Origin of the sequence: Streptomyces sp. DH37, from assembly GCF_029813835.1 — a bacterium.
Taxonomy (GTDB): domain Bacteria; phylum Actinomycetota; class Actinomycetes; order Streptomycetales; family Streptomycetaceae; genus Streptomyces.
In genome coordinates this window covers 21,998-28,077 of sequence record NZ_JARVKV010000079.1, presented here as the reverse complement: position 1 = coordinate 28,077, position 6,080 = coordinate 21,998, and the positions used below count along the sequence as shown (strand labels likewise).

At 74.5% G+C, this 6,080-nt stretch carries 6 protein-coding genes; 4 read left to right on the top strand and 2 right to left on the bottom strand.

What is annotated here, in order from left to right:
• Positions 1-355: 355 nt before the first annotated feature.
• Both QC029_RS27285 and QC029_RS27280 read left to right on the top strand, forming a co-directional pair.
• Positions 356-1,936 carry an ABC transporter substrate-binding protein gene (locus QC029_RS27285; RefSeq protein ID WP_279558485.1) on the top strand — a complete coding sequence of 527 codons (1,581 nt, stop codon included), beginning with the start codon at positions 356-358 and terminating at the stop codon, positions 1,934-1,936.
• Positions 1,937-2,054: 118 nt separating this feature from the next.
• Entirely contained in the window at positions 2,055-2,726 is a 672-nt protein-coding gene (locus tag QC029_RS27280) for a uracil-DNA glycosylase (protein WP_279558491.1), read from the top strand.
• 31 nt (positions 2,727-2,757) lie between these two features.
• Here the strand turns inward: QC029_RS27280 and QC029_RS27275 are convergent, their stop codons facing one another.
• Positions 2,758-3,174 carry a DUF3224 domain-containing protein gene (locus tag QC029_RS27275; RefSeq protein ID WP_279558484.1) on the bottom strand — a complete coding sequence of 139 codons (417 nt, stop codon included), beginning with the start codon at positions 3,172-3,174 and terminating at the stop codon, positions 2,758-2,760.
• Positions 3,175-3,279: 105 nt separating this feature from the next.
• Between QC029_RS27275 and QC029_RS27270 the strand changes: the two genes are divergently transcribed.
• On the top strand, positions 3,280-4,299 hold the full coding sequence (locus QC029_RS27270; RefSeq protein ID WP_279558483.1) for a WYL domain-containing protein: 1,020 nt from the start codon (positions 3,280-3,282) through the stop codon (positions 4,297-4,299).
• 164 nt (positions 4,300-4,463) lie between these two features.
• Positions 4,464-4,910 carry a hypothetical protein gene (locus tag QC029_RS27265; RefSeq protein WP_279558490.1) on the top strand — a complete coding sequence of 149 codons (447 nt, stop codon included), beginning with the start codon at positions 4,464-4,466 and terminating at the stop codon, positions 4,908-4,910.
• A gap of 568 nt (positions 4,911-5,478) precedes the next feature.
• Here QC029_RS27265 and QC029_RS27260 read toward each other — a convergent pair.
• Entirely contained in the window at positions 5,479-6,075 is a 597-nt protein-coding gene (locus QC029_RS27260; RefSeq protein WP_279558482.1) for a TetR/AcrR family transcriptional regulator, read from the bottom strand.
• Positions 6,076-6,080: the final 5 nt, after the last annotated feature.

Here is a 6,080-nt window from a genome sequence, read left to right as displayed (position 1 = left end):
GACGCGCGCCGTCCGGCGCGCGTCACGGCGGACACCGCTCCGGCGCCGGACCGCCCGCCACGGGCCGTCCGGCGCCGGAGCGCGCCGCGTCCCGGACGGCGTCGGAGGAAGCCCTGATCCCACCGGGTCCAGGAGCCTGTCAGCTCCGTCATATGCTGCGGTAAGGTCTGCCACGTCGTCGGCACGACAGGCCCGTTGAGACCCTGCCGTACGTGCGGTGGCACGCGCACCGCACCGTGGCGTGCGCTCCGCCTCGGCGGCCGACGGATCCCCCCACAGCAACCCAGGCAGTAGTGGCACACCCAGTGGCACATCTAGTGGCATCCAGTGGCATCGCCGACCGAGGAGCGTGCAAGTGTTCAGCCAGGACAAGCCTCTGAAGGGCGCAGCCGTGCTGGTGACAGCGACCCTGCTGGCCGGATGCGGCACGCTGATCGGCGAGGGCGAGAGCGAGGAGGCGATCGTGGTCGGCACCACGAGCACGCCCAGCGTCCTCGACCCGGCCGGCGCCTGGGACGGCTCGTGGGAGCTGTACCGGAACATCTACCAGACGCTGCTGCACTTCCCGACCTCCAGCGGCACCCCCGAGCCCGACGCCGCCCAGCGCTGCGGTTTCACCGACGCCGTCAGCAGCGTCTACCGCTGCGTCCTGAAGAAGGGCCTGAAGTTCTCCAACGGCAACGCGCTGGACGCCGAGGCGGTCAAGTACTCCTTCGAGCGCACCCTCGACATCAAGGCGCCCACCGGCCCCGCCCAGCTCCTGCAGAGCATCGACCGCATCGAGGTCTCGGGCGAGCGGACGATCATATTCCACCTCAAGCGGCCGGACGCGACCTTCCCGCTGGTCCTCGCCACCCCCGCCGCCTCCCTCGTCGACCCCGCCGCCTACCCGGCCGACCGGCTGCTGGAGTCGGACAAGATCAGCGGTTCCGGGCCGTACCGGCTCGAGGGGTACCGGGACGGCGAGCGGGCCGAGCTGGTCAGAAACGAGAACTACAACGGCACCGCCGAGGTCAAGAACGGCGCCGTGACCGTCCGCTACTTCAAGGACTCGGCCGAGATGGTCCGGGAGCTGAAGAGCGGCGAGGTCGACCTCACCTACCGCGGCCTGACCCCCGACCAGATCAACGACTTCGCGAAGAACCGCAGCGACCACCCGGACATCAAGCTCAACGAGGTCTACGGCACCGAGATCCGCTACCTGGTCTTCAACCCGCAGCACGAGACGGCCTCCGAGCCCGCCGTCCGCAAGGCGGTCGCCCAGGTCATCGACCGCAAGGCCCTGGTCCGCAACGTCTACAAGCGCACCGCCGCGCCGCTGTACTCCATGGTCCCGGGCGGGATCACCGGGCACACCAGCGCCTTCTACGAGGAGTACGGCGAGCCCGACGTGCAGAAGGCCAAGAGGACGCTGAACCAGGCCGGGATCGACCGGAAGGTGAAGCTGACCCTCTGGTACACCACCGACCGCTACGGGGCCGTGACCGCGCAGGAGTTCGCCGAGATCAAGCGGCAGCTGGAGGCGTCCGGGCTGTTCGAGGTCACCCTCGAGGGCCGCGGGTGGCGCGAGTTCCAGAAGGGCGTCACCGAGGGGCGGTACCCGGTGTTCGGCCGCGGCTGGTTCCCGGACTTCCCGGACGCCGACAACTACATCTCGCCGTTCGTCGGCAAGGAGAACGCCCTGGGCACGCCGTACGAGGACAGCGTCCTGACCGGCACGCTGCTGCCCAGGTCCCGCAAGGAGAGCGACCGGGGCGCCGCCAGCGCCGCCTTCACCCAGGCCCAGCGGATCCTGGCCGAGGACGCCCGGCTGCTGCCCCTGTGGCAGGGCAAGCTCTACATCGCCGCGCACAAGGACATCGCCGGTGTGGAGTGGAGCATCGACCCCTCGACGATCATGCGGCTGTGGGAGCTCGACCGCAAGAAGAGCTGGTGACCGCCGGCGACCGTGCGCGAGCTGCCGCTGTCAGCGGTCACCGGTACGTTCTGAGGTGCACGCGCGACCGAGCGCGACGCGCGGAACCGACACCGGAGGTCTGTCTCACGTGAACGCCATGCTGCCCGAGTCCTGGCAGAAGGTCCTCGGCGACGAGCTGGAGAAGCCGTACTTCAAGGAGCTCACCGAGTTCGTCGAGGAGGAGCGGGCACGCGGGCCGGTCTACCCGCCCCGGGAGGAGGTCTTCGCGGCGCTGGACGCCACCCCGTACGAGCGGGTCAAGGTGCTCGTCCTCGGCCAGGACCCGTACCACGGCGAGGGGCAGGGCCACGGACTGGCGTTCTCGGTGCGGCCGGGGGTGCGGGTCCCGCCGTCCCTGCGGAACATCTACAAGGAGCTGCAGGCGGACCTGGGCTGCCCCGTCCCGGACAACGGCTACCTGATGCCGTGGGCGGAGCAGGGCGTGCTGCTGCTCAACGCGGTGCTGACGGTCCGGGCCGGAGAGGCCAACTCCCACAAGGGCAAGGGCTGGGAGAAGTTCACGGACGCGGTGATCCACGCCGTGAGCTCCCGCCCCGACCCGGCCGTCTTCGTGCTGTGGGGCAACTACGCGAAGAAGAAGCTGCCGCTGATCGACACCGAGCGGCACACGGTGGTCCAGGGCGCCCACCCCTCGCCCCTGTCGGCGAAGAAGTTCCTCGGCTCCCGCCCCTTCAGCCAGATCGACGAGGCGATCGCGGCGCAGGGGCACACGCCGATCGACTGGTGCATCCCCAACCTCGGCTCCTGAGCCGCGTCCCGGACCGCGCGGGCGGGCCGGCTCAGTCCAGCTCGTAGTCGAAGGCGTACGCGACGGACGGCTCGCCGTGCACGGCGGTGAAGCCGCCCGTCCCCCGCAGTCCGGCCAGCCCGCCGGTGGCGGAGCCGGGCACCACCTCGAAGGCGCAGCGCACGGTCCCCCTCTCGTCGAAGGTGCCGCGCTCGGCCAGCACGAAGCTGCCGGCGCGGCCGTCCACGGCACCGGTGACCAGCTCGTGGCCGGTGAAGCTCCCGGTCGATCCGGGCTCGCCGGTGGTGTAGGCGATGGTGTACGCGCACGAGGTCCCGGCGGCCTCGATGCCCCCGGTGAAGTGGTTGGTGACGACGGCGCGGGCCAGCTTCGGACCGCCCTCGGCCTCCGCCAGGACCTCCTCCTCCCAGTCGGCGAAGGTGAAGCTGCCGGTGGTGTGCGTGGGCATGGAACTCCTCAGGGCCGGTGGCGCGGGCCCTCCCCGCGCCGGCTGCCACCACTGTCGCGCCCGTACCTGACACCTTCTGTCAGGTACGGGCGGCAGACTGGCGCCATGCGCGCCGACCGCCTCCTGCAGATGCTGCTGCTGCTCCAGAACCGGGGCCGGATGACCGCGCCCGAACTCGCCGCGGAGCTGGAGGTCTCCGTCCGCACCGTCTACCGCGACGCGGAGGCGCTCGTCGCCTCCGGCGTGCCGCTCTGCGCCGAGCGCGGGCCGGAGGGCGGCTACCGCCTGCTGGAGGGCTACCGCACCCGGCTGACCGGGCTCACCGGCGAGGAGGCCGACTCCCTGTGGCTCGCCGGGATGCCCTCCGCCGCGGCCGAGCTGGGGCTGGGCGCCGAACTGGCCACCGCCCAGCTCAAGCTGCGCGCCGCGCTCCCCGCTCAACTCGCCGAGCGCACCCGGCGCGTCTCCGAGCGCTTCCACCTCGACGCGCCCGCCTGGTTCCGGGACGCCGATCCCGTACCGCACCTGGCGCGCGTCGCCGAGGCCGTCTGGGAGCAGCGGACGCTGCGCGTCCACTACCGCCGCTGGCGGGGCGAGGTGCACCGGGAACTGCATCCGCTCGGGCTCGTCCTCAAGGGCGGCATCTGGTACCTCGTCGCCCGGTCGGCGCCCGGCCCGGACGGCGGCGGCGAAGCCGGCCCGCACGGGAGCGTGCGCACCTACCGGGTCTCGCGCATCCTCGGCCTCGATCCGCCGGGCGAGCGCTTCGAGCGACCCTCCGGCTTCGACCTCGCGGCGTACTGGGCCGAGGTATCCGGCCGCCTGGAGGCCGGCCTGCGGCAGAGCGAAGCACTGCTGCGCGTCTCGCCGCGCGCCCTGCGGCTGCTGCCCATGCGGTTCGGCGCGGTGGGCGCGCGGGCGGCCCGGGAGGCGGGCGAGCCGGACGGGGACGGCTGGAGGAGAGTGGTCCTCCCGGTGGAGAGCACCCCCGTGGCGGTGGGCGACCTCCTCCGGCTCGGCGCGGAGGCGGAGGTGCTCGGCCCCGCCGAACTGCGCGCGGCGGTGGCGGAGGAGGTGCGGACGCTGGCACGCAGGTACGGACGGGACACGGCCGAGGGCGCCTGAGCGCCGTCGCCGCCCGCGGCGGCTAGCGTCGTGGGACGGCGTGGGGCGGAGCGTCCGCGCCGCCGGACCGGCACCACCACACAGGAGAGCCCGTGGCACAGCAGTGGCAGGAGACGGGAGGAGCGGGGGACGCGGGGGAGACGGGGGGCGCGGCGGACGGCCCGCTGCCGACCAGGATCGGCCAGGCGGTCATCCTGCACCGGGGCGGGGACCGGGAGGAGGCGCGCAACCGGCTGGCGCGGCTGTGGGAGGAGACCGGTGGGACCGGCGACCTCTTCCACCGCTGCGCCATCGCCCACTACCTCGCCGACACCCAGGACGACCCCGCCGCCGAACTCGAGTGGGACCGGCGCGCGCTGGCCGCCGCCGAGGCGCTGACCGGGGACCGTGCGGCCGTGCGCTCCCTGCTCCCCTCCCTCCACCTCAACCTGGCCGCCGACCACGCCGGGCTCGGCGACCACGCCGCCGCCCGGCACGCACTGGCCCGGGCCCGCGGCGCGGCGGGGGAACTGCCGGACGACGCCTACGGCGCGGGCGTCAGGGCCGCCATCGAGAGGCTGGCGCTGCGGCTGGCGGCGGCCCCCGGCGGACCGCCGGATCGGTCGCCGTAGACCTCCCGGCAGGTCCGGGCCGGTTCTCCGCCCGGGGCCCGGCCGCCGTACGCCTCCCCGAGCGCGCACACGTCGGCGCCGGGCCGTCCGGGGACGCCGGCGGGGGAGGTGACGGGGGAGGTGACGGGGGAGGTGACGGGGGAGACGGCGAGGGAGGTGACGGGGAGGCGCGAGTGGCCGGAGGCGGCGCCCCGTGCCCGGAGGGGGAGGGGGCGGCGCCGGGGCCGGGACGCCCCGTACCGCCCGGCACCGCGACCAGGGCCTCCCGCGCCGGGCCGGGCGTCTCCCGCGGCCGCGCGCCGCGCTCGGGCAGGACCGGGCCGGTGGACGGGGACGGCGGCCCGCTCCCCTCCGGCCGCCCGCCACCGTCACGCATCCCGAGAGCGCCGCCAGGGCGGCCCCGGTCAGGACCGGGGCGCTTCTCACACGTCGCACCCGGCCGGCTCTGCCGCACGGCACGGCCGCCGGGGACTCCCCGCAGGAGTGACACGGGTGGCCCGGTGCGGCCTGCGGGACGTCGGCGGCCGGGGACCGGCGGCCCCCGGCACGTGGTCCGGGGAAGGCCGCCTCAGCCGCCCAGCGCGCCGCGCAGCAGTTCCCCCAGCCCGGCCCTCAGCTCCTCCAACGTCGGCACCGTCGAGTGGTAGGACCCCGCCGTGCACGAGAACATCACCCCGTCGCACCAGGCGACCAGCGACAGCGCGTGCCGCTCGGGGGCGGTGGAACCCGCGGCGGCCATCATCGCCACCAGCGGCTCGCGGAAGGCGCTGGTCCCCGCCCGGTCGTAGATCGCCCGCAGGGCGGGGCGCCGGGTCGCCTCCAGGGCCAGCTCGTAGCGGGCGATGGCCAGGTGGCGGTGGCGCGTCAGATAGCGGTGCAGGGCCAGGGCCACCGCCTCGGCCAGCGCGTCGAGGCCGGCGCCGGGTTCCGGCATCTCCCGCGGCCCCAGTACGCGCGCCTCGCGCACGGCCAGCCGCCGTACCGCCGCCTCCAGCAGGGCCTCGCGGGTGCGCGCGTGGTTGGACGTGGAGCCCTGCGGCAGACCGGCCGCCTCGTCCACCGCGCGGTGGGTGAGTCCGCGCAGACCGCGCTCGGCCAGCAGGTCGATCGCGGTGTCGGCGATCAGTTCGCCGCGTGCGGTGGTGCGGGCCGTGCTCGGAGCCATGCCCG